Source organism: Streptomyces alboflavus, from assembly GCF_000716675.1.
Lineage (GTDB): Bacteria > Actinomycetota > Actinomycetes > Streptomycetales > Streptomycetaceae > Streptomyces > Streptomyces alboflavus.
Map to the genome: position 1 here is coordinate 41,716 of NZ_JNXT01000013.1, position 22,447 is coordinate 64,162.

Annotated in this window: 17 protein-coding genes; 10 read left to right on the forward strand and 7 right to left on the reverse strand. The window is 71.9% G+C overall.

Annotation, left to right across the window (positions count from 1 at the left end):
* Positions 1–26 precede the first annotated feature (26 nt).
* Complete coding sequence (locus OO63_RS12010; protein WP_030359944.1) at positions 27–2,291, forward strand: heavy metal translocating P-type ATPase; 2,265 nt, start codon at positions 27–29, stop codon at positions 2,289–2,291.
* A 627-nt stretch (positions 2,292–2,918) separates the two neighbouring features.
* Here the strand turns inward: OO63_RS12010 and OO63_RS12015 are convergent.
* Positions 2,919–4,217: a citrate synthase gene (locus tag OO63_RS12015; protein ID WP_030359945.1), complete on the reverse strand. Its 1,299-nt coding sequence runs from the start codon at positions 4,215–4,217 to the stop codon at positions 2,919–2,921.
* Positions 4,218–4,445: 228 nt separating this feature from the next.
* Positions 4,446–6,701 (reverse strand): SF1B family DNA helicase RecD2, encoded by a 2,256-nt coding sequence (recD2, locus tag OO63_RS12020; RefSeq protein ID WP_234311261.1) that lies wholly within the window; start codon positions 6,699–6,701, stop codon positions 4,446–4,448.
* Between the two features lie 379 nt (positions 6,702–7,080).
* Here recD2 and OO63_RS12025 point away from each other — a divergent pair, with 379 nt between their 5' ends.
* From OO63_RS12025 to OO63_RS12060, 8 genes are all read left to right on the forward strand, one after another.
* Positions 7,081–8,166 (forward strand): LacI family DNA-binding transcriptional regulator, encoded by a 1,086-nt coding sequence (locus tag OO63_RS12025; protein WP_234311262.1) that lies wholly within the window; start codon positions 7,081–7,083, stop codon positions 8,164–8,166.
* Positions 8,163–9,842, forward strand: a complete 1,680-nt coding sequence (locus OO63_RS12030) for a sugar ABC transporter ATP-binding protein (RefSeq protein ID WP_051810779.1) — start codon at positions 8,163–8,165, stop codon at positions 9,840–9,842. The genes OO63_RS12025 and OO63_RS12030 overlap by 4 nt, the downstream gene beginning before the upstream one ends.
* The gene (locus OO63_RS12035) at positions 9,829–11,802 is read left to right on the forward strand and encodes an ABC transporter permease/substrate-binding protein (RefSeq protein ID WP_030359949.1); all 1,974 of its coding nucleotides are present in this window, start codon (positions 9,829–9,831) and stop codon (positions 11,800–11,802) included. The genes OO63_RS12030 and OO63_RS12035 overlap by 14 nt, the downstream gene beginning before the upstream one ends.
* Before the next feature lie 60 nt (positions 11,803–11,862).
* Entirely contained in the window at positions 11,863–12,771 is a 909-nt protein-coding gene (locus OO63_RS12040; RefSeq protein ID WP_030359950.1) for a ribokinase, read from the forward strand.
* Positions 12,768–13,163 (forward strand): D-ribose pyranase, encoded by a 396-nt coding sequence (gene rbsD, locus OO63_RS12045; protein WP_030359951.1) that lies wholly within the window; start codon positions 12,768–12,770, stop codon positions 13,161–13,163. The genes OO63_RS12040 and rbsD overlap by 4 nt, the downstream gene beginning before the upstream one ends.
* A 306-nt stretch (positions 13,164–13,469) precedes the next feature.
* Complete coding sequence (locus OO63_RS12050) at positions 13,470–14,003, forward strand: DUF937 domain-containing protein (protein ID WP_033264055.1); 534 nt, start codon at positions 13,470–13,472, stop codon at positions 14,001–14,003.
* A gap of 43 nt (positions 14,004–14,046) precedes the next feature.
* The gene (locus OO63_RS12055; protein ID WP_033264056.1) at positions 14,047–14,961 is read left to right on the forward strand and encodes a DNA-processing protein DprA; all 915 of its coding nucleotides are present in this window, start codon (positions 14,047–14,049) and stop codon (positions 14,959–14,961) included.
* A gap of 161 nt (positions 14,962–15,122) precedes the next feature.
* Positions 15,123–15,746: a hypothetical protein gene (locus tag OO63_RS12060; RefSeq protein WP_030359954.1), complete on the forward strand. Its 624-nt coding sequence runs from the start codon at positions 15,123–15,125 to the stop codon at positions 15,744–15,746.
* A gap of 2 nt (positions 15,747–15,748) precedes the next feature.
* On the opposite strand, the gene OO63_RS12065 is transcribed toward OO63_RS12060, so the two are convergent.
* The 4 genes from OO63_RS12065 to OO63_RS12080 all read right to left on the reverse strand — a co-directional run bounded on the left by OO63_RS12065 (position 15,749) and on the right by OO63_RS12080 (position 20,934).
* Entirely contained in the window at positions 15,749–17,683 is a 1,935-nt protein-coding gene (locus tag OO63_RS12065; RefSeq protein ID WP_051810780.1) for a UvrD-helicase domain-containing protein, read from the reverse strand.
* A 142-nt stretch (positions 17,684–17,825) separates the two neighbouring features.
* Positions 17,826–18,677, reverse strand: a complete 852-nt coding sequence (locus tag OO63_RS12070; RefSeq protein ID WP_030359956.1) for a sugar phosphate isomerase/epimerase family protein — start codon at positions 18,675–18,677, stop codon at positions 17,826–17,828.
* A complete protein-coding gene (locus OO63_RS12075; RefSeq protein ID WP_033264057.1) occupies positions 18,674–19,786 on the reverse strand; it encodes a dihydrodipicolinate synthase family protein in 1,113 nt (370 codons plus the stop codon). The genes OO63_RS12070 and OO63_RS12075 overlap by 4 nt, the downstream gene beginning before the upstream one ends.
* Positions 19,783–20,934 (reverse strand): Gfo/Idh/MocA family protein, encoded by a 1,152-nt coding sequence (locus OO63_RS12080; RefSeq protein WP_030359958.1) that lies wholly within the window; start codon positions 20,932–20,934, stop codon positions 19,783–19,785. Before OO63_RS12080 ends, OO63_RS12075 begins: the two co-directional genes overlap by 4 nt.
* Positions 20,935–21,111: 177 nt before the next feature.
* On the opposite strand from OO63_RS12080, the gene OO63_RS12085 reads away from it, so the two are divergent.
* Positions 21,112–22,164 carry a LacI family DNA-binding transcriptional regulator gene (locus OO63_RS12085; RefSeq protein WP_030359959.1) on the forward strand — a complete coding sequence of 351 codons (1,053 nt, stop codon included), beginning with the start codon at positions 21,112–21,114 and terminating at the stop codon, positions 22,162–22,164.
* A gap of 15 nt (positions 22,165–22,179) precedes the next feature.
* Here OO63_RS12085 and OO63_RS12090 read toward each other — a convergent pair whose 3' ends face one another.
* Positions 22,180–22,368 carry a hypothetical protein gene (locus tag OO63_RS12090; RefSeq protein WP_030359960.1) on the reverse strand — a complete coding sequence of 63 codons (189 nt, stop codon included), beginning with the start codon at positions 22,366–22,368 and terminating at the stop codon, positions 22,180–22,182.
* Between the last annotated feature and the right edge of the window lie 79 nt (positions 22,369–22,447).

Here is a 22,447-nt window from a genome sequence, read left to right on the forward strand (position 1 = left end):
CGGCGCCTTTTCGCGAAAGAGCCGCCATGAACACCTCCGAGGTCGAACTCGCCATCGGCGGAATGACCTGCGCCTCCTGCTCGGCCCGCATCGAGAAGAAGCTGAACCGGATCGAGGGCGTGACCGCGTCGGTCAACCTCGCCACCGAGAAGGCCAAGGTCGCCTACGCGGACGGGGTGGAGGTCGGCCAGCTCGTCGCCACGGTCGAGAGACTCGGCTATTCGGCGCACGAGATCGTGCCGCCCCCGCCGGACGCGGGGCCGGGCGACGACAGCGCCGACCGGCCCGTCACCACCGACCTCACCGAGGCCGACCGACTGCTCCAGCGGCTCCTGGTCTCCGCCGCCCTCGCGCTGCCCGTCGTGGTGCTCGCGATGGTGCCCTCGCTCCAGTTCGAGTACTGGCAGTGGCTGTCCCTGACGCTCGCCGCGCCGGTCGTCGTGTGGGGCGGGCTGCCCTTCCACAAGGCGGCGCTCACCAACGCCCGGCACGGCGCGGCCACCATGGACACCCTGGTGTCGCTCGGCACGCTCGCCGCGTTCGGCTGGTCGGTGTGGGCGCTGTTCCTCGGCACGGCGGGCGAGCCGGGGATGCGGCACGGCTTCGAGTTCACGATCGCGCGCGGCGACAGCTCGTCGGCGCTCTACCTCGAAGTGGCCGCGGGCGTCGTCACGTTCATCCTGCTCGGCCGCTATCTGGAGGCCCGCTCCAAGCGGAAGGCGGGCGCGGCGCTGCGGGCGCTGCTCGACCTCGGCGCCAAGGACGTGTCCGTGCTCGGCCCCGACGGCGCGGAGACGCGGATCCCGGTGGGGCGGCTCGCCGTCGGTGACCGCTTCGTCGTCCGGCCCGGGGAGACCGTCGCCACCGACGGCACCGTCGTCGAGGGCGCGTCCGCCGTCGACGTGTCGATGCTGACCGGCGAGTCCGTGCCCGCCGACGTCACGGCCGGGGACGCGGTGACCGGCGCGACCGTGAACGCCGGCGGGCGCCTGGTCGTCGAGGCCACACGCGTCGGCGCCGACACCCAACTCGCCCGCATGGCCCGGCTCGTCGAGGACGCGCAGAGCGGCAAGGCCGAGGTGCAGCGCCTCGCCGACCGGGTCGCCGCCGTGTTCGTCCCCGTCGTCATCGCGCTCGCCGTGGCCACCCTCGGCTTCTGGCTGGGCAACGGCGTGGGCGCGGCCGCGGCGTTCACTGCCGCCGTCGCCGTACTGATCATCGCCTGCCCGTGCGCGCTCGGCCTCGCCACGCCCACCGCCCTGCTCGTCGGCACCGGCCGCGGCGCCCAGCTCGGCATCCTCATCAAGGGCCCCGAGGTCCTGGAGTCCACCCGCCGCGTCGACACGATCGTGCTCGACAAGACCGGCACGGTGACGACGGGCCGCATGGCCCTCCAGGACGTGTACGCGGCCGAGTCGACCGACGAGAAGGAGCTGCTGCGGCTCGCGGGCGCCCTGGAGCACGCCTCCGAGCACCCCGTGGCGCGGGCGGTCGCGGCGGGCGCCGCCCAGCGGCTCGGGCTCGACGCGGGCGCCCTGCCGGTGCCGACGCGCTTCGAGAACGTCCCCGGGGCCGGGGTGCGCGGCACGGTGGACGGGCGCGAGGTGCTCGCCGGGCGCGAACGGCTGCTCGCGGAGGCCGGCGTGACCGGCCTCGCCGGCCTGGCCGCCGCCCGGGAGCGGGCCGAGGCCGACGGCCGCACCGCCGTCCTCGTCGCCCTGGACGGGGTGGCCGCGGGGCTGCTCTTGGTCGCCGACACGGTCAAGGACACCAGTCCCGAGGCCGTCCGCCGGCTGCGGGAACTGGGCCTCGACCCGGTCCTGTTGACCGGCGACAACCGGAGCGTGGCCGAGGCGGTCGCGGCGGCCGTCGGCATCGCCCCCGACGCCGTGCACGCCGAGGTGCTGCCCGAGGACAAGGCCGACGTGGTGCGCCGCCTCCAGGAGGAGGGCCGGGTCGTCGCCATGGTCGGCGACGGCGTGAACGACGCGGCGGCGCTGGCGACGGCCGACCTCGGGCTCGCCATGGGCACGGGCACCGACGCCGCCATCGAGGCGGGCGATCTCACCCTCGTCCGGGGCGACTTGCGGGTGGCCGCCGACGCGATCCGGCTGGCCCGCCGGACCCTCGCCACCATCAAGGGAAACCTCTGCTGGGCCTTCGGCTACAACGTCGCCGCGCTGCCCCTCGCGGCGGCCGGACTGCTCAATCCGATGATCGCCGGAGCGGCCATGGCGTTCTCCTCCGTGTTCGTCGTCACCAACAGCCTCCGCTTGCGGTCTTTCACATAGCCTCGCGATCCTTCACACTGTCTTCGCGGGACTCTCACGTCAGGCGAGAAATCCGCATTTGGGCCCCCTTGCGCGCGTTCGATGGCATATGCAAGAGACGTAGATCACAGCGATCGCAACGTAACCATCAGGGGGGCTCGCGAGTCTAAGAGGGCGACACCAGAGGGATCTTGGGGGATCCATCGGGCGTCGGGGGACATCTTGGGGGATGTCCCGGATGTGTTGGCCGGGGCACGTGCACCGGGGAGCTTTGAGCGGCCCTCCCGATCCCGTACGCGTCCCGGCAGAACGCAGACCACACAAACTCCCGGCCGGATCCCGTGGGGGGAATCCGCACCGGGGCACAGGAAAGCGCCCCGACCGTCGACCCGTGGGGGGATCGACGGCGGGGCGTTTTTCATGGCCGGGGCGCCTTGACCAGTGGGGCGCCTGTCCGGCCGACGCGCGCCCCGTCAGCCGCGGCCGACCTGGGCCCCGTCAGGGGCGCGGGGAACTGCGCGCTCAGCGCGCGAAAAGCCGCAGACGCGTCTGCCGGGATCTCGGCAGATGCGACTGCGGCTTTGCTGTGGCTGGTCGCGCAGTTCCCCGCGCCCCTTACGGGGCTCAGGTCGGCCCGACGGGCCTAGGTCAGCGAGACTCCACCGGGACGAAGTCCCGGATTACCTCGCCGGTGTAGATCTGGCGGGGGCGCCCGATACGCGAGCCGGGCTCCTTGATCATCTCGTGCCACTGGGCGATCCAGCCGGGCAGACGTCCCAGAGCGAAGAGCACCGTGAACATCTCCGTGGGGAAGCCCATGGCCCGGTAGATCAGACCGGTGTAGAAGTCCACGTTGGGGTAGAGCTTGCGCTCGACGAAGTAGTCGTCGGCCAGCGCGTGCTCCTCCAGCTTCAGGGCGATGTCGAGCAGCTCGTCGGACTTGCCGAGCGCCGAGAGGACATCGTGCGCCGCCGCCTTGATGATCTTCGCCCGGGGGTCGAAGTTCTTGTAGACGCGGTGCCCGAAGCCCATGAGCTTCACGCCGTCTTCCTTGTTCTTCACCTTGCGGATGAAGGTGTCGACGTCGCCGCCGGTCGCCTGGATGCCTTCCAGCATCTCCAGGACGGACTGGTTGGCGCCGCCGTGCAGCGGACCCCACAGGGCCGAGATGCCGGCGGAGATCGAGGCGAACATGTTCGCCTGCGAGGAGCCCACCAGACGGACCGTGGAGGTCGAACAGTTCTGCTCGTGGTCCGCGTGCAGGATCAGGAGCTTGTCGAGCGCGGAGACCACGACCGGGTCCAGCTCGTACTCGGCGGCGGGCACCGAGAAGGTCATGCGCAGGAAGTTCTCGACGTAGCCGAGGTCGTTGCGCGGGTAGACGACCGGGTGGCCCTGCGACTTCTTGTACGCGTACGCCGCGATCGTCGGGAGCTTGGCGAGCAGCCGGATCGTCGAGAGGTGGCGCTGCTTCTCGTCGAACGGGTTGTGGCTGTCCTGGTAGAACGTCGACAGCGCGCTGACCACGGAGGACAGCATCGCCATCGGGTGCGCGTCGCGCGGGAAGCCGTCGTAGAACCGCTTGACGTCCTCGTGCAGCAGGGTGTGCTGGGTGATCTCGTTCTTGAAGGTGGCGAGCTCGTCGACCTTCGGCAGCTCACCGTTGATCAGCAGGTACGCCACCTCGGTGAAGGTGGAGCGCTCCGCGAGCTGCTCGATCGGGTAGCCGCGGTAGCGCAGGATGCCCTGCTCGCCGTCGAGGTAGGTGATGGCGGATTTATAGGCGGCGGTGTTGCCATAGCCGCTGTCCAGGGTCACCAGACCGGTCTGGGCGCGGAGCTTGCCGATATCGAAGCCCTTGTCACCGACAGTGGACTCGATCACCGGGTAGGTGTACTCGCCATCGCCGTACCGCAGTACTACAGCCTTGTTAGCGTTCTCGCTCACGTCATCCCTCACCGACGTTGTGCCTCTTCTTCGAGGTGCCCTGACTGTCTCTACCATCCCCCATTTGGCCCTGGAGAGTGCACTCGGGGTCGACCATTGGGCCTATTGGCGGCACTCAGTGCCGCCAACCTGCTCATCCTGCCCCCTTCGCCCCAGTTCCGAAAGTGCTGTGTGACGTTTCCGACTCGTTTGATCGATCAAACGGCGGCAGTGCGTTGACGTCTACCCTCAACCGCCACGCCGAACCGCGAGCCGGTGATCCAGTGCCGTCCACCGGCGGCCCGCGGAGACCGTGCGGACCGCCTGCCCCAGAGCCTTGCGCGAACCGACCAGGACGACCAGCTTCCTGGCGCGGGTCACGGCCGTGTAGAGCAGATTGCGCTGGAGCATCATCCAGGCGCCGGTGGTGACCGGGATCACCACCGCTGGGTACTCACTTCCCTGCGAACGGTGGATTGTCACCGCGTAGGCATGGGCGAGTTCGTCGAGTTCGTCGAAGTCGTACGGAACTTCCTCGTCCTCGTCCGTGCGGACCGTCAGGCGCTGCTCGTCGGCGTCCAGGGCGGTGACCACGCCGACCGTGCCGTTGAAGACGCCGTTCGCGCCCTTCTCGTAGTTGTTGCGGATCTGGGTGACCTTGTCGCCGACGCGGAAGACGCGGCCGCCGAAGCGCTTCTCCGGCAGGTCGGGGCGGCCGGGGGTGATGGCCTGCTGGAGCAGGCCGTTCAGGTGACCCGCGCCCGCCGGGCCCCGGTGCATGGGGGCGAGGACCTGCACGTCCCTGCGCGGGTCGAGGCCGAACTTCGCGGGCAGACGGCGGGCGGCCACGTCGACGGTGAGCCGCCCGGCCTCCTCGGTGTCGTCCTCGACGAACAGGAAGAAGTCGTTCAGACCCTGGGTGAGGGGCGGCTGCCCGGCGTTGATGCGGTGGGCGTTGGTGACGACGCCGGACTGCTGCGCCTGGCGGAAGACCCGGGTGAGGCGGACCGCGGGGACGGGCCCGTCCTCGCTGAGCAGGTCCCGCAGGACCTCGCCCGCGCCGACGCTGGGCAGCTGGTCCACGTCGCCCACGAAGAGCAGATGGGCGCCCGGCGGGACGGCCTTCACCAGCTTGTTGGCGAGAAGCAGGTCGAGCATGGACGCTTCGTCGACGACCACGAGGTCGGCGTCCAGGGGCCGGTCCTTGTCGTACGCAGCGTCGCCGCCCGGCTTCAGCTCCAGGAGGCGGTGGACGGTGGAGGCCTCGGCGCCGGTCAGCTCGGCCAGGCGCTTCGCGGCGCGGCCCGTGGGCGCGGCGAGCAGCACCTTCGCCCTCTTGGCGCGGGCCAGCTCCACGATCGAGCGGACCGTGAAGGACTTGCCGCAGCCAGGACCGCCGGTGAGGACGGCGACCTTGCTGGTCAGGGCGAGCTTGACGGCCTCCTCCTGCTCGGGCGCGAGCTCTGCCCCCGTGCGCCCCTTGAGCCAGCCGAGCGCCTTGGCCCAGTCGACGTCCCCGAAGCCCGGCATCCGGTCCTCCGGGACCCGCAGGAGCCGCAGGACCTGCCCCGCGAGGGACAGCTCGGCACGGTGGAAGGGGATCAGATAGACGGCCGTGACGTCGCCGCCGCCGTCCGGTCCCGGGACGGACTCGCGCACCACCCCTTCGGGGTCCTGGGCCAGCTCGCCGAGGCAGTCGATGACGAGGCCCGTGTCGACCTGGAGGAGCTTGACCGCGTCGGCGATCAGGCGCTCCTCGGGCAGGAAGCAGTTGCCCTGGTCGGTGGACTGCGAGAGGGCGTACTGGAGACCGGCCTTGACCCGCTCCGGGCTGTCGTGCGGGATGCCGACGGACTGGGCGATGCGGTCGGCGGTGAGGAAGCCGATGCCCCACACGTCGGCAGCGAGGCGGTACGGCTGATTCCGCACTATCGAGATGGAGGCGTCCTCGTACTTCTTGTAGATCCGCACGGCGATGGACGTGGAGACGCCGACGCCCTGGAGGAAGACCATCACCTCCTTGATGGCCTTCTGCTCCTCCCACGCGGCGGCGATCTTCTTCGTCCGCTTGGGGCCGAGGCCGGGGACCTCGATGAGGCGCTTCGGCTCGGTCTCGATGACGTCGAGGGTGTCCACTCCGAAGTGCGTGGTGATGCGGTCGGCCATCACCGGGCCGATGCCCTTGATGAGGCCGGAGCCGAGGTAGCGCCGGATGCCCTGGATCGTGGCCGGGAGGACCGTCGTGTAGTTCTCGACGGTGAACTGCTTGCCGTACTGCGGGTGGGAGCCCCAACGCCCCTCCATCCGCAGCGACTCGCCGACCTGCGCGCCGAGCAGCGCGCCGACGACGGTGAGCAGGTCGCCGCCGCCGCGCCCCGTGTCCACGCGCGCGACCGTGTACCCGTTCTCCTCATTGGCATACGTCACCCGCTCCAGTACGCCCTCGACGACAGCCATACGGGGGGCGGGGACGCTGGCGCTGTTCGGGTGTGCGGCACTGGACATGGCCCGACGCTACCGCCGCCCACTGACAACTCCCCGTCGGGGGACGCGGGGACGTGCGCCCCGTCCGGGGCACGACCGGAGGCGCGGCCGACCTGGGCCCCGTCAGGGGCGCGGGGAACTGCGCGCTCAGCGCGCGAAAAGCCGCAGTCGCGTCTGCCGGGATCCCCGCAGATGCGACTGCGGCTTTGCGGGGGCTGGCCGCGCAGTTCCCCGCGCCCCTTACGGGGCTGAGGTCGGCCTCAGGGCACCCACTGGTCAAGGCGCCCCCGCCAGCGAAAGTCACGATCGAGTTTCAGCCACCACGCAAGGGGTTGTCACAAGCCCTGTAATCGATTCCAATCCCTCGTGTAATCGATTCCACGAGGAGGTGGCATCGGCAGTGGCAAGCGTCGGCATCAAAGACGTCGCGGCCCGCGCGGGCGTCTCCGTGGCCACGGTCTCGCGTGTCCTGAACGCGCACGCGTCCGTGAGTCCGGCCGCCCGGGAGCGCGTGCTCGCCGCGGTGGACGCGCTCGGCTACCGGCCCAACACGCTCGCCCGGTCCCTCAGGACGGACCAGACGCGCACGCTCGGCCTGGTCATCAGCGACGTGCTCAATCCGTACTTCACCGAACTGGCCCGCTCCGTCGAGGAGGAGGCCCGCGCGCTCGGCTACAGCATCATCTTCGGCAACGCCGACGAGCGGCCCGAGCTGCAGGACCACCACATCCGCACGCTCCTGGACCGCCGCATCGACGGCCTCCTCGTCTCCCCCGCCGACGGCGGCTCCCCGCTCGTCCTCGACGCCGCCCGCGCGGGCACCCCGATGGTCTTCGTCGACCGCTGGATCCCCGGCCTCGACGTGCCCGTGGTGCGGGCCGACGGCAGCTCCGCCGTGCGGGACCTGGTGGCGCATCTGCACGGCCTCGGCCACCGCAGGCTCGCGATCATCGCCGGGCCCGCGGCCACGACCACCGGCAGCGAGCGCGTGACGGCCTTCCGGGACGCGCTCGCCGCGTACGGGCTCGAACTGCCGGACGAGTACATCGGGCAGGGCGACTTCCAGGCCGCGAGCGGGCGGCGTGCCACCGAGCGGTTCCTTGAGCTGCCCGAGCCGCCCGAAGTCGTCTTCGCCGCCGACAACTTGATGGCGCTCGGCGCGCTCGACGCGATCCGCGCGCGCGGGCTCCGCATCCCGCACGACATCGCGCTCGCCGCGTTCGACGACATCCCCTGGTTCGTGCACACCGATCCGCCGATCACGGCGATCGCCCAGCCCACGGGCGACCTCGGCCGGGCCGCCGTGCGGGCGCTCACCGACCTGATCGAGGGCCGGACGCCGGAGTCCGTGACGCTCCCGGCCCGCCTCGTCGTACGCGGTTCGTGCGGCGAATCCCCCACGACCGGCACGGACAGCACGACCGGCACGGACAGCACGGACCGCACGACCGGCACACCCGGCACGACCCGAAGGAGTGACGCATGACTGGCCCCGCACCGGTGCGCGACGCCGTGCAGGACGCACCGGAACTGCTGCGCGTCGAGGGCATCCGCAAGGCCTTCCCCGGCGTCGTCGCCCTCGACGGCGTGGACTTCGACCTGCGCGGCGGGGAGGTGCACGTACTCCTCGGCGAGAACGGGGCGGGCAAGAGCACGCTCATCAAGATGTTCTCCGGCGCCAACCAGCCCGACGCGGGCCGGATCCTCGTCGGCGGCGAGGAGGTCCGCATCCACGGCGCGCAGGACGCCGAGCGGCTCGGGATCGCCACCATCTACCAGGAGTTCAACCTCGTCCCCGATCTGACGGTCGCCGAGAACATCTTCCTGGGCCGCCAGCCCCGCCGCTTCGGCCTCATCGACCGCAAGAAGATGGAGGCCGACGCGGCCGAGCTCCTCGCGCGTGTCGGCGTCGACGTGTCGCCGCGCGCCCGCTGCCGCGAACTGGGCATCGCCCGGCTCCAGATGGTGGAGATCGCCAAGGCGCTCAGCCTGCACGCGCGCGTGCTCGTCATGGACGAGCCGACGGCCGTGCTCACCTCCGAGGAGGTGGAAAAGCTCTTCACCCTCGTGCGGGGGCTGCGCGCGGACGGCGTCGGCGTCGTCTTCATCACCCACCACCTGGAGGAGATCGCCGCCCTCGGCGACCGCGTGAGCGTCCTGCGCGACGGCCGCAGCGTGGGCCAGGTGCCCGCGTCGACGCCGGAGGACGAACTCGTACGCCTCATGGTGGGCCGGTCCATCGAGCAGCAGTATCCGCGCGAGCGGAGCGACGCGTCCCCACAGGCGGACGGGGAAGCTCCGTTGCTGCGGGTCCGTGGGCTCACCCGGGGCGGGGTCTTCCACGACGTCGGCTTCGAGGTGCGCGCGGGCGAGGTCGTCGGCGTGGCCGGTCTGGTCGGGGCGGGGCGCACGGAGGTGGCGCGGGCCGTCTTCGGGGCGGATCCGTACGACGCGGGCACGGTGGAGGTCGGTGGCCGGGCGCTGCCCCGGCACGACGTGTACGCGGCGATGACCGCCGGGGTCGGGCTCGTGCCGGAGGACCGCAAGGGCCAGGGCCTCGTGCTCGACGCCTCCGTGGCGGAGAACCTCGGCCTGGTGACGCTGCGGGCGGCGACCCGCGCGGGCCTGGTCGACCGGGCCGGGCAGCGGGCCGCCGCCGAGCGGATCGCGGGCCAGCTGGGCGTCCGCATGGCGGGGCTCCACCAGCACGTGCGCACCCTCTCCGGCGGCAACCAGCAGAAGGTCGTCATCGGCAAGTGGCTCCTCGCCCAGGCGAAGGTGCTGATCCTCGACGAGCCGACGCGCGGCATCGACGTCGGCGCGAAGGTCGAGATCTACCAGCTCATCAACGAACTCACGGCCGCCGGGCACGCCGTCCTGATGATCTCCAGCGATCTGCCGGAGGTCCTCGGGATGAGCGACCGGGTCCTGGTCATGGCGCAGGGCCGGATCGCGGGTGAACTCGGCGCGGCCGAGGCGACGCAGGACGCGGTGATGGCCCTCGCCGTCAGCACGGGGGCCTCGACGGCACCTGCGGACTCCGGCACGGGGGCCGCGAAGGCGCCTGTGGACAACGGCGCCCCTGTGGACAACGACAACACCCCCGCGGGCGACGACGCCCCTGCGGGGGACGCGAAGGAGGACTCCCGTGGCAACCACTGACACCCGCCCTGACAAGACGGGCACCGGCGGCACGGGCGGCGGCCTGGACCTGCGCCGTGTCCTGCTCGACAACGGCGCGCTCAGCGCCCTCGTGGTCCTGGTGGTCGCGATGTCGCTGCTCTCCGGCGACTTCCTGACCACGCAGAACCTCCTCAACGTCGGCGTGCAGGCGGCCGTGACGGCGATCCTCGCGTTCGGTGTCACCTTCGTCATCGTCGCGGCGGGCATCGACCTGTCGGTGGGCTCGGTGGCGGCGCTTTCGGCGACGGTCCTCGCCTGGTCGGCGACGAAGGAGGGGGTGCCCGTCTGGATCGCGGTGCTCCTCGCGGTCGCCACGGGCATCGCCTGCGGTCTGGTCAACGGCGTGCTCGTCTCGTACGGGAAGCTGCCGCCGTTCATCGCGACGCTCGCGATGCTGTCGATCGGCCGCGGTCTGTCCCTGGTGATCTCGCAGGGCTCCCCCATCGCCTTCCCGGAGTCGGTCTCCAAGGTCGGTGACACCCTCGGCGGCTGGCTGCCGGTGCCGGTGCTCGTGATGGTGGCGATGGGCCTGGTCACGGCGCTGATCCTGTCGCGTACGTACATCGGCCGTTCCATGTACGCGATCGGCGGCAACGAGGAGGCGGCTCGCCTCTCCGGTCTGCGGGTGAAACGTCAGAAGATCGTCATCTACGCCCTGTCCGGTCTGTTCGCGGCCGTCGCGGGCATCGTGCTCGCGTCCCGTCTGGTGTCCGCGCAGCCGCAGGCCGCGCAGGGCTACGAGCTGGACGCGATCGCCGCGGTCGTCATCGGCGGCGCGAGCCTCGCGGGCGGTGTCGGCAAGGCGTCCGGGACGCTGATCGGCGCGCTGATCCTCGCGGTGCTGCGCAACGGCCTCAACCTCCTTTCCGTGTCGGCGTTCTGGCAGCAGGTCGTCATCGGCGTCGTGATCGCCCTCGCGGTGCTCCTCGACACGCTGCGCAGGAAGGCCGGGGCGGGCGCGGGCGGCGGCGGTGCCGTCGGCAGCACCTCGTCCGGGTCCGGGCGCAAGGGCCCGCAGGCCCTCAAGTACACGCTCGCGGCCGTGGTCGCGGCCGCCGTGATCGCCGCGGTGTCCGTCTTCAACTCCGGCTCCTCCGGTACGTCGACGAAGATCGGCCTGTCCCTCTCCACCCTCAACAACCCCTTCTTCGTCCAGATGAAGGAGGGCGCGCAGGCGGAGGCCGAGAAGGCGGGCGTCGACCTGACCGTCACCGACGCGCAGAACGACGCGTCCCAACAGGCCAACCAGCTCCAGAACTTCACCAGCGAGAGCATGAAGGCCGTCATCGTCAACCCGGTCGACTCCGACGCCGTCGGCCCGGCCGCGCGCGCCGCCAACAAGGCGGACATCCCGGTGATCGCCGCCGACCGCGGCGTGAACAAGGCGGACGTCGCCACCCTCGTGGCCTCCGACAACGTCGCCGGCGGCAGGCAGGCGGCGAAGGCCCTCGCCGACAAGCTCGGCGGGAAGGGCGAGGTCGTCGTGCTCCAGGGCACCGCGGGCACCTCCGCGAGCCGGGAGCGCGGGCAGGGCTTCGCCGAGGGCATCAAGGCGTTCCCCGGCATCAAGGTCGTCGCCAAGCAGCCCGCGGACTTCGACCGCACCAAGGGCCTGGACGTCATGACGAACCTGCTCCAGGGCAATCCGGGCGTCGACGGCGTCTTCGCGGAGAACGACGAGATGGCGCTCGGCGCGGTGAAGGCGCTCGGCGACAAGGCGGGCAGGTCGGTGTCGGTGGTCGGCTTCGACGGCACGCCCGACGGCCTGAAGGCGGTCGAGGCGGGGACGCTGTACGCGTCGGTGGCGCAGCAGCCCGCGGAGCTGGGCCGGATCGCGGTGCGCAACGCGATCCGCGCGGCGGACGACAAGAAGGTCGACTCCGTGGTGAAGGTGCCGGTGAAGGTGGTCACGGAGAAGAACGTGGCACGGTTCAAGTGAGGCGCCGTACGCGTACGGGTGTCGACACAGCACGGGGAACATGGGAAAGGCAGAACCACGATGCATGACTACGACCTGCTGGTCGTGGGCTCGGCCAACGCCGACCTGGTGACCGCAGTCGAGCGGCGGCCGGGTGCCGGTGAGACGGTGCTCGGCTCGGACCTGGCCGTCCATCCGGGCGGCAAGGGCGCGAACCAGGCGGTGGCGGCGGGCCGGCTCGGCGCGCGGACGGCGCTGCTCGCCCGGGTGGGCGACGACGCGTACGGCCGTCTCCTCCTGGAGTCGCAGCGGTCGGCGGGCGTGGACACGGTGGGGGTCCTGGTGGGCGGTGCGCCGACCGGGGTCGCCCTGATCACGGTGGATCCGTCGGGCGACAACAGCATCGTGGTGGCGCCGGGTGCGAACGCGCGCCTGACTCCCGAGGACGTACGGGCCGCCGGAAGCCTCTTCGCCGCCGCCCGGGTGGTGTCGGTGCAGTTGGAGATCCCCCTCGACACGGTCGCGGAGGTGGTGCGTGCCCTGCCCGAGGGCACGCGTCTGGTCCTGAATCCGTCGCCGCCCGCGCCGCTGCCGGGCGAGGTCCTCGCGGCCTGCGATCCGCTCGTGGTGAACGAGCACGAGGCGCGGGTGATCCTCGGGGGCGCCGGGGCGGACGTGCCGGATGCGCCGGAGGAGTGGGCGAAGGGGCTGCTCGCGCTCGGCCCGAGGTCGGTGGTGGTGACGCTCGGCGGCGATGGCGCGCTGGTGGCGGGCCCGGACGGGGTGGCGCGGGTGCCTTCGGTGAAGGTGGCGGCCGTGGACACGACGGGTGCCGGGGACGCGTTCACGGCGGCGCTGGCGTGGCGGCTCGGCGCGGGTGAGGACCTGGAGTCGGCGGCGCGGTACGCGGCGAAGGTGGGGGCGCTCGCGGTGACGCGGGCGGGGGCTCAGGTGTCGTATCCGTCGGGTGCCGAGGTGGCAGCGCTGTGAGGAAGGCCGGGATACTCAACCGCCATCTGTCGGGTGCGCTGGCCGAGCTGGGGCATGGCGACCGGGTCCTGGTGTGTGACGCGGGGATGCCGATTCCGGCGGGGCCGCGGGTGGTGGATCTGGCGTTCGTCGCCGGGGTGCCGTCGTTCGCGCAGGTCCTGGACGGGTTGCTCGCGGAGCTCGTGGTGGAGGGCGGGGTGGCGGCGCGGGAGGTGCGGGAGGCGAATCCGGGGACTGCGGCGTTGTTGGAGCGGCGGTTTCCGGGGGCGGCGCTGGGGTTGGTGCCGCATCAGGAGCTGAAGGAGCTGTCGGCGGGGGCGCGGCTTGTGGTGCGGACGGGGGAGGCGAGTCCGTACGCGAACGTGCTGCTGACGTGCGGGGTCTTTTTCTGAGCGGGTCCGTTCCGCTGAGCCGGGCTGTTCCGCCGGGGGCGGCCGAGGTGTGCTCCGGCCACGTCCTTGACGCCGGCCACGTCCCTGAACGCCCGGGAACGTTTCGAGGGGGCCCTGTCCGTCGACCGGGCCCCCTCGGTTTCCCTCCCCTTGTCAGTCGCCCTGCGGATCCCCCCAGATCCCCCCTCCAGAGCTTCTGACACCCAGTACGACACGCGTGGTGGCGGAAGGGTTGCACGACTTCGGCAAGTTCCCCCGGAAGATTTCGGCGTGCCGACAAACCCCCACGGACGTAGCGTTTCGCCCATGGGCGACGACACCTCATTCGAGCAGGACGTACTGACCGAGCTGGGCGACGACAGGCTCCAGGAGATCGCCGACGTGCTCGGCACGGACCCGGCCGGCGCGCAGGCCGTCGTGGGCCAGACGGTCTCGACGCTCTCGGGCACCCTGCAGGACAAGGCGCGCACGGCCGACCCGGCGGAGGCGGCCGAGGTCCGCCAGGCCTTCACGGAGGAGGCCCCCCTCCAGGGCGTGGCCACCCTGGGCGGCGGCCTCGGCGGACTGCTCGGCGGCGGCGTCATGGCGGGCATGCTCGGCAAGCTGAGCCGCCCGGTGGCGAACGCGGTCGCGAAGAAGACCGGCCTCCCCGTGGCGACGGTGACCCGCGCCGTGGAGCTCCTGATCCCGGTGGTCCTCGCGGTCCTCACGAAGCGGGCCCAGAAGGCCAAGTCGTCCGGGGCGGGGGCGGCACCGGGCGCGGCACCCACGGCGGAGCCGGCGGCCGGGGGCGGGCTCGGGGATCTGCTGGGGAGCATTCTGGGGGGCGGCAAGAAGTAGCGGCGCACCCCGTCTGTCGGTGGCGGGCGATAGCCTCACGCCTATGACGGAATGGGACTTCACAGAACGCACGGCCACGGTCGCGCTGCTGTGGCGTGCCCCCTCGGCGACCGCGCGGCGGCGGCTCACTCAGCGCGCGGTCGAGGCCGAAAGCGCGCTGGCTGTGCTCCGAGAGGAAGTGGGGCAGCCGACGCTGCTCGACGATCCCGTGGAAGGTGCGCTGGCGGCGGCGGGGGACCTGATCGCCTCGTGGGAGGCCGACGGCCTGTCCCTGACCACCTTCTTGGAGCGGAGCTACCCGGCACGCCTCCGTGGGGTTCATGACATGCCGGGGCTCCTGTTCACCGAAGGCACCGTCATCCCGGACGACCGGGGCATCGCCGTCGTGGGTTCACGTGCGGCCAGCGAGAGCGGACAGCGCAGGGCGTACCGCATCGCCCAGGAGCTCGTGGGTCGCGGCATCACGGTGGTCAGCGGGCTGGCCGCCGGCATCGACGGCGCGGCGCACCGAGGCGCCCTGGACGCCGGTGGACGCACGGTCGGCGTGATCGGCACCGGAATCCGCCAGGTCTATCCCCCGCAGCACCACCAACTGCACCGCCAGGTGGCCTCGTCAGGTCTGCTGCTCTCGCAGTTCTGGCCGGACACAGCACCCGACAAGCACACCTTCCCTGCCCGCAACGCCACGATGTCCGGCTATGCGCTCGCCACGGTCGTGGTCGAGGCCGGCGAGCAGAGCGGCGCCCGCATCCAGGCCAGGCAGGCGGTGGAGCACGGGCGGCCGGTGGTGCTCCTGCGTTCGGTGGTCGAAAGCACCCACTGGGGCGCGGAGTTCGCGCAGCGGCCGGACGTCCACGTGGCGCAGAGCGAGGAGAGCGTCCTGGCTCACGTGGACGAACTCATGGCACGACCTGGCCAACTGGAGGCGCTGCTCGGCAGACTGGCTGCCGGACGGTGACGGAGTCCGATCTGCACAAGCAGTTACGGCCCCTGATCCGTGACCGGCTCGGCGCCCTCATGCGCAATCCCGTGCGTGCCCCTGGCATCACCTGCACCACATGCCTCACCCCACTCCCCGCTCCCGACTGCCGAGTCTGCCGGGAGTGCCACCGCCAGAGCATGAGCGGCTGGCCGCTCGCCGACCGAGTCGTCCCTCTCACCTATTCCGCGCAGCGGCGGCAGGCGGACCGCGACATGTACGAGTACAAGAGCAGGGCGCCCGGTCAGCAGGCCTCGAACGACGCATGGCAGCGGCTCTCCCTGCTGATCGCGGGATTCACGTTGTGGCACACGGACTGTCTGGACGCCGTGTCCCACCACCCCGTCACCACCGCCGTGACCGTCCCCTCACTGCGGGGCCGACGAGGACCTCACCCTCTCGACGAACTCGCCGCGTACCTTCCCAGGACATGGCGGCCCACTGCCCTGAACGCCATACGGACGAGCGCCGACCACCGTGAGCGGCGGGCCCTGAACCCCGCGCACTTCAAGGTGGTCGAGTCGGCTGCGGTGCGCCGACGCCACGTCGTGGTCGTCGAGGACACCTGGGTGACCGGCGGCCACGCGCAGTCCGCGGCAGCAGCCCTGCGCCTGTCCGGAGCAGCCGAGGTGACCGTGCTGCCGCTGGCCCGTCGGCTCTCCGCGACGTTCCAGGACAACGTCTCCTTCCTGGCCGATCAGGTGGACGGCGGCCAGGAGTACACCATCGACATCTGCCCGGTCACCGGCGACGCCTGCCCCTGACGTCACCCGCCCCGAGAGACCTCTCCCAGCCACAGTGTGTCGCGTGCCCGTGTCATGGCGACGAACAGTCGGCTGCGGGCCAGGTCGTCGTCCATCGACTCGTTGTGGCCCGGCAGCAGGACGTGCTTGAAGTCCAGCCCCTTGGCCTTGACGTACGTGCCCACCTTGACGGCCTTCACGGGGTTGCCGACGTACTCGTCGAGCGGGCACACCGGTAGTCCCGCTGCCTGGAGGACCCCTCGGTAGTGCGTCACCGACGCGCCTGTCGGACACAGGACCGCGGTGCCCGACAGGTCATCGGCGGCACGCACCGCGTCGATCACCAACGCGTCGAGTTCCGCCGCGTCAGTGGCCTTTCGCACCGTCACCTGCCCGTTCTGACAGGCGAGTTCCACGTCCCGGCTGCCACGCCCGGAAGTTCCGTCGAGGTCCTCGAAGGGCACGTCCGACACGACGCCAAGCGCCGCTTGGAGGATCTGCGGCGCGTTCCGGTAGTTCGTGCGCAGCACCTGGCCCCGGTCGCCGCGGATGTCGATCCCGATGTCGCCGAGCCGGAATCCGCCGGGGTAGATGTTCTGCTGGCCGTCTCCGATGAGCAGCAGTCCGTTGGGGCCGTCCCCCACGAGGGCGTGCAGAATCTCGATGCCGAGCTGCGGCAGGTCCTGTGCCTCATCGACGATCAGCGAGGCGTACGGCCCCGGCTCGGGCTCGTTCCGCAGCGCCCGCATGGCCAGGGCGAGGATGTCATGGAAGTCGTGCACGCCCTCGTCGGCGAGCCGACGCTGGTACTCCTCGTACAGCCGCCACACCAGTTCGCGCTCCTCGGCGCGCACTTGGATCCGGTTGCCCCGGCCGCGCCGCGACACACCCCGGTAGCGGGCGAAGTCCGTGATGCCGCGCCCCTTGATCACGTACTCGACCTCGTCGCTCCAGTACCACCCCGACGGATCGTGCTTCCCGAGCTTGGTGTTTCTCCCCGTGCGCCCCCAGGCGAGGGAGAAAAGTGTCTTCGCGCGGCCCTTGTCGAGCCCGTGCGGTATCTCACGGGCCCTGAGCAGGTCGAGCACGAAGGGGTAGAACCTGCGGAAATCCACCTTGCCCGCCGTGTACGGCGACATCTTCGCGAAGAACGTCTCCTGCACCCGAGGCAGGTTGTTGGCGAACGTCACGTACAGCACCCGTCCGTTGGTGCGACGCGCGAGGTACGCGGCCCGGTGCAGCCCCACGACGGTCTTGCCCGTGCCCGCGGGGCCGCTGATCCGGGCGGGTCCGCCCCAGTTGCGGCGGACCAGAGGCAACTGGCTCCTGTCGAGATAGGTCATCCAGGTCTCCATGGGTGCCGCGAGTGCGGCCTCCAGGGCGGCGTCCCTGACCTCGTCGGCGGCGAACAGCGCGGCGCCGTCCACTCCCTCGGGCGTCGGCTGCTCCGCTGGCCGCGCCAGCAACCGGTCGGGCAGGACACAGAGTTCGTAGTCCTTGAGCTCCTCGGTGAGGTGCTGCGCCAGGTGTTTGCAGAGGGGCGGGGTCAAGCGCGATCCGACACCCACCATCCGAACGATGCCCGCCAGGCCGTCCGCCCCCGCGGCGAGTCGCAGCGGTGTCACCGCGGTCGGTGAGGTACCGAAGGCGGCAATGGCCGTTTCCACGGGCCTGGCCGCAGCGCTCATGCTCTCGGTGTCATCCGGCGCCGGGGTGCCACCGACCGCGATGGTGAAGACACCCGGCGGAGCGACGACGACAGCATCGACAAGACTGTCCCGCCGGGTGGGCCACTCCTTGTCGACCAGCAGCTGATGGCCTCGCATGCTGCCGACGAGGCCCAGCAGATTGGCGAGCACACCACGCCTGCCCGCATCGGCCTCCGGCCACTTCTCCTCGGCGTACGCACAGGCGGCACGCCAGACACGTACCTGCCCGCGATCACGGTCCCGGGACATGAACCCCCCTCGTTCACACGTCCGGTGGACGCCTGAAGGGCGAGGCTAAATGTCATGGCGGACGAGCGGGGGCGCTTCCCGGCTCTCTGTCCGGTCTCCGTCCGGAAGGCAGAGCGTTTCGGCCAGCAAACGTTCCGCGCCGTCAGCAGGCGTGCTCCAGATACCTCCGCACCGTCTCCCCCAGGACCTCCCGGCCGTCCTCGGCCCACAAGCCGTCGTTGAAGAGTTCGACCTCGATCGGGCCGGTGAAGCCGGCGGACTCGGCCAGGGAGCGCCAGAAGCGGAAGTCGACGGTGCCGTCGCCGAGTTGGCCGCGGCCGGTGAGGACGCCGTGGGGCAGGGGGGTGGTCCAGTCGGCGAGTTGGAGGGCGTGCAGACGGCCCGTGGTGGCGGCGCGGGTGAGGGCGGTGGGGGCCTGGTCGTCCCACCAGATGTGGTACGTGTCGGCGCAGACGCCGACCTGGTCGGCGGGGAAGCGTTCGGCCAGGTCGAGGGCCTGGGTGAGGGTGGAGACGACGCAGCGGTCGGCGGCGTACATGGGGTGGAGGGGTTCGACGGCGAGGCGGACGCCGCGGGCGGCGGCGTGCGGGGCGAGTTCGGTGAGGGCGTCGGCGACGCGTTCGCGGGCCGCGGGCAGGTCGCGGTCCCGGTCACCGGCGGGGAGGCCGCCGGAGACGAGGACCAGGGTGTCGGTGCCGAGGGTCGCGGCCTCGTCGACGGCGGCGCGGTTGTCGGCGAGGGCGCGGGCCCGTCCGGCGGGGTCGCGGGCCGTGAGGAAGCCGCCCCGGCACAACGTGGTGACGGTCAGTCCGGCGCCCCGCACCAGCTTCGCGGCCGCCTCCACCCCGTACTCCTGGACCGGCTCCCGCCACAGGCCGACCCCGCGGACGCCCAAGTCGGCGCAGGCGGTGACCAGTTCGGGCAGGGAGAGCTGTTTCACCGTCATCTGGTTGATGCTGAAGTCGGCCGGGGCGCGGGGCGGGGGTGGTGTCATGGGGCGACTCCGTGGATCTCCTGGAGCGTCCGCATGCGGTACGCGGCCAGGTCCGGGTCGGGGAACAGGGAGAGGGCGGCGGCGAGTTCGTACGCCCTGGTGAGGTGCGGCAGGGAGCGGGCCGACTGGAGGCCGCCGATCATCGTGAAGTGGTCCTGGTGGCCGGCGAGCCAGGCCAGGAGGACCACGCCCGTCTTGTAGAAGCGGGTGGGCGGCGCGAAGAGGTGGCGGGCCAACTCGACGGTGGGGTCGAGGAGTTCGTGGAAGGCCTTGGGGTCGTCGGCGTCCAGCGCGCGTACGGCTCGGGCCGCCACCGGCGCGAGCGGGTCGAAGACGCCGAGCAGCGCGTGGCTGAAGCCCTGGTCGTCGCCCGCGATCAGGTCGGGGTAGTGGAAGTCGTCGCCCGTGTAGCAGCGCACCCCCTCGGGGAGGCGGCGGCGCAGGGCGATCTCACGGTCCGCGTCCAGGAGCGAGATCTTCACGCCGTCCACCTTGCCGGGGTGAGCGGCGATCACCTCCAGGAACGTGTCGGTGGCCGCGTCCAGGTCGGCCGAGCCCCAGTAGCCCGCGAGCGCCGGGTCGAACATGGGGCCGAGCCAGTGCAGGATCACCGGGGCGGTGGCCTGCCGGAGCAGGTCGGCGTACGTCGTCAGGTAGTCGTCCGGTCCCCCGGCCGTCGCCGCGAGGGCCCGCGACGCCATCAGGATCGCCCGCGCGCCCACCCCCTCCACCAGCGCCAGCTGCTCCTCGTACGCGTGCCGTACGTCGGTGAGGGTCACCGCGGGCGAGGTCAGCTGGTCCGTGCCGACGCCGCACGCGATGCGGCCGCCGACCGCCCGGGCCTCCGCCGCGGAGCGCCGGATCAGCTCGGCCGCGCCCGCCCAGTCGAGACCCATGCCGCGCTGCGCGGTGTCCATGGCCTCGGCGACGCCCAGGCCGTGCGCCCACAGGTGGCGGCGGAAGGCGAGGGTGGCGTCCCAGTCGACGGCGGCGGGGTCGTCCGGGGAGACGTCGGCGCGCGGGTCGGCGACGACGTGGGCGGCGGCGTAGACGGTGCGGGAGCGCAAGGGGGCGGGGGCGGCCGCGGGGGGCTCGGGCGTCGCGTTCACAGCGTGATCTCCGGTACGTCGATCCGGCGCCCCTCCGCCGACGACCGCAGCCCCAGCTCCGCCAGCTGCACGCCCCGCGCGCCCGCGAACAGGTCCCAGCGGTAGGGCGCGTCCGCGTACACGTGCCGCAGGAACAGCTCCCACTGGGCCTTGAAGCCGTTGTCGAACTCCTCGTTGTCGGGGACCTCCTGCCACTGGTCGCGGAAGGAGTGCACGGCGGGCAGGTCGGGGTTCCACACCGGCTTGGGCGTGGCCGCGCGGTGCTGGAAGCGGCAGCCGCGCAGGCCCGCGACGGCGGAGCCCTCGGTGCCGTCGACCTGGAACTCGACCAGTTCGTCGCGGTGCACCCGCACCGTCCAGGACGAGTTGATCTGCGCGACGGCGCCCCCGTCGAGTTCGAAGACGCCGTACGCGGCGTCGTCCGCCGTCGCGTCGTACGGCTTGCCGCGCTCGTCCCAGCGCTGCGGCACATGGGTGACGGCGAGCGCCTGCACGGAGCGCACCCGGCCGAACAGCTCGTGCAGGACGTACTCCCAGTGCGGGAACATGTCGACGACGATGCCGCCGCCGTCCTCCGCGCGGTAGTTCCACGACGGGCGCTGGGCCTCCTGCCAGTCGCCCTCGAAGACCCAGTAGCCGAACTCGCCGCGCACGGACAGGATCTGCCCGAAGGAGCCGCCGTCCACCAGACGCTTCAGCTTGCGCAGGCCCGGCAGGAAGAGCTTGTCCTGGACGACGCCGTGCTTGACGCCCGCGTCCCGGGCGCGGCGGGCCAGGTCGAGGGCGGCGGCGAAGGACGTGGCGGAGGGCTTCTCGGTGTAGACGTGCTTGCCCGCGGCGAGCGCCTTCCGAATCGCCTCCTCGCGGGCCGAGGTGACCTGCGCGTCGAAGTAGATGTCGACCGCGGGGTCGGCGAGGACGGCGTCCAGGTCGGTGGACCAGTGCGTGAGGCCGTGCCGCTCGGCGAGCTCGCGCAGCGCGTGCTCCCTGCGGCCCACGAGGACCGGCTCCGGCCACAGCCGGGTGCCGTCGCCCAGGTCGAGGCCGCCCTGCTCGCGCAGGGCGAGGATCGAGCGGACCAGGTGCTGGCGGTGACCCATGCGTCCCGTCACGCCGTTCATGGCGATGCGGACCGTCTCGCGTGTCACGTGAGTTCCTCCGTAGGCGCGGGGCGCTGGGCGCGCGGCCGGTGGGCGGGGGCGGTGGGGCCGGTGAGGGCGGCGAGGTTCTTGCGTCCGGTGCGGCGCCCCATGAGTAGCAAGCGCTTTCTATTGGGGAGAAGCTAGCCTGCCGGACAAGGTTCGTACAAGACCGGAGGCCAACAGATGACCGTGACCCTGGCGGACGTGGCGGCTCGCGCCCAGGTGTCCCCCGCCACCGTGTCCCGCGTACTGAACGGCAACTACCCCGTCGCCGCGGCGACGCGGGAGCGCGTACTGCGGGCGGTGGACGACCTGGACTACGTCCTGAACGGCCCCGCGAGCTCGCTGGCCGCCGCGACCTCGGACCTGGTCGGGATCCTCGTCAACGACATCGCCGACCCGTTCTTCGGGATCATGGCGAGCGCGGTCCAGTCGGAGATCACCGGACCGGGCGGCCGTGCCGGGGGCGAGCGGATGGCGGTGGTCTGCAACACCGGCGGCTCGCCCGAGCGCGAGCTGACGTATCTGACCCTGCTCCAGCGCCAGCGGGCCGCGGCCGTCGTGGTGACCGGCGGCGCCATCGAGGACGCCCCGCACGCGGCGGCGATCGGCGGGAAGCTGCGGCGGCTCGGCGAGGCGGGCTCGCAGGTGGTGCTGTGCGGGCGGCCGCCCGCCGACGAGGCCCCGGACGCGGTGGCCCTGACCTTCGACAACCGGGGCGGCGGGCGGCGCCTCACCGACCACCTCATCGGCCTCGGCCACCGCCGCATCGGCTACATCGCGGGCCCCACGGAGCGCACCACCACCCGCCACCGCCTGGAGGGCCACCAGGAGGCGCTGGCCGCCGCGGGCGTCCCCGACGACCCCCGCCTGACCCTGCACGGCCCCTACGACCGCCGCTCCGGCTACGACGCCACCCTCGAACTCCTGCGCCGCGCACCGGAGTTGACGGCGGTCGTCGCCGCCAACGACACGGTGGCCCTGGGCGCCTGCGCCGCCCTGCGCGACCGCGGCCTCTCCATCCCCGACGACGTCTCCGTGGCCGGCTTCGACGACCTCCCCTTCAGCATCGACGCGGTCCCCGCCCTGACGACGGTCCGCCTTCCCCTGTACGAGGCGGGGGCCCGGGCCGGCCGCATCGCCATGGGCCGCGAGGAGGAGCCGCCCGGCGGCATCGCGACGGTCCACGGCGAACTGATGGTCCGCGGCTCCACGGGGACACCCCGCCGGGCCTGAAGCCCCCGCCCCGCCTCAGCTCCCCACGATCGTCCACCGGCCGACCTCCCGGTGGGCCGAGTCGAGCACGGTCTCACCGGCCCCCGGCTCCAGGGCGTAGTACCGCAGGTTGCCCGCCCAGTAGCGCAGAACACGCCCCAGCTCCCGGGTGGTGTCCTCCGCGGACGCGGTGTCGTCGACGTCGACTTCGAGCAGGAACTTCACGACGGCCTCCCACAGGCGCGGTCGGGGCGAGGCCGATGCCGTCGCCCTCTCGTGGGTTCCAGCATTTCATTGAAGTTGC